Raw genomic sequence first — 1,059 nt, forward strand, 5'->3', positions numbered from 1 at the left:
CGAATCCAAAGCGAAGTAAACCATCGACGCATTGCTGCACAGGACCAGCCCCACGAGCCGACAAAAAGATGAAGTGCAACGCCGTTCTCCTGGTTTTCGCCAGATCATGTTGCGAGCTCGTCGGCCGCAACATGCGTCTGGCAGTTCTTGGGGCAGACGCGGCCGCAGGCTCCGCAGCCTATGCAGCGGCCGGCATCATCGACAACCATGATCATGCGATTGAGCTTGCCGTCGAAATCGTCGTCCTCGTCATCGCAGGGGCCGAGGATTTCACCCGCATCATCAACGCCGTGAAGATGCATGACATCGCGCGAGCAGACCTTGAAACAACGGCAGCAGCCGATGCAGATTTGCTATCGATGGAGGTCAGGTACGGCGGCATCCAAATGGAGCCGTCACGGGTGGTGAATGTGCGCATCATCCTAAATTCTTCATTGAAGCGAGTTCTCTCTTGGCAACATCCAACTCGGCATAAACGGCTTGGGTTTTCTCGGCGACTTCCTGTATGTCGGCCCACTTGCCCGGCAGACCCTCGACAAGGTCCTGCAATGCCATCTTGGCAATAGCTGCACGCAACTGGAGCTTTCGGACTTTCTTCCTCATCTTATCTAGGTCTGACATAGATCCTTCCTGGAACAATGGTTTTGTTGATGCGCTCCATCTCGGGCTAGGCTTCAATGGCTGCAGTCGCATCGTCGACCAGTTTCGTACCGGCCTCAGCAAGTTTGCGGAAAGTCTCGAAGCCGAACCGGTGGACGTCTCGACAGAACGCCCAACCGCTGGAAGCCCGCAGGGGCTTCATTCCAATTATTGGCGACGTCGACACGCCGGAGCGCTCCTCGATCGCAAGCGCTACGGCGGTGTAAACATGTCGAGCCTCCACAGCGCGTCAGGATCGGGATCGCCGCCAAAGGGTACCGCACGTTGCTGTTGCTTGGTGATGATGAACTCGGCCAGCAGCTCGGCATCCGAATGGCCTTCCCATAAGCCGAAGGAATCCTGAGTACGAATGAGCCGCAGGAGGCATTTGACGAACGGGGAAGCAAGGGCCTCGTCGTC

General features: G+C 57.0%; 1 protein-coding gene and 2 pseudogenes. All 3 read right to left on the reverse strand.

The window, feature by feature from the left end; translation table 11 throughout:
* Window positions 1-104 precede the first annotated feature (104 nt).
* Window positions 105-421, reverse strand: a pseudogene (gene fdxB, locus P9236_RS30630) (ferredoxin III, nif-specific).
* Entirely contained in the window at window positions 418-621 is a 204-nt protein-coding gene (locus P9236_RS30635; RefSeq protein WP_063169367.1) for a CCE_0567 family metalloprotein, read from the reverse strand. The pseudogene fdxB and the gene P9236_RS30635 overlap by 4 nt, the downstream one beginning before the upstream one ends.
* A 46-nt stretch (window positions 622-667) precedes the next feature.
* A pseudogene (locus P9236_RS30640) lies at window positions 668-1,059 on the reverse strand (DUF269 domain-containing protein); the annotation flags it as partial.

The organism is Mesorhizobium sp. WSM4884, assembly GCF_029625675.1.
Classification (GTDB): Bacteria; Pseudomonadota; Alphaproteobacteria; order Rhizobiales; family Rhizobiaceae; genus Mesorhizobium.

Bases quoted from the DNA above. Each gene is read 5' to 3' on its own strand.
- P9236_RS30635 (WP_063169367.1), bottom strand. From the start codon at position 621: ATGTCAGACCTAGATAAGATGAGGAAGAAAGTCCGAAAGCTCCAGTTG.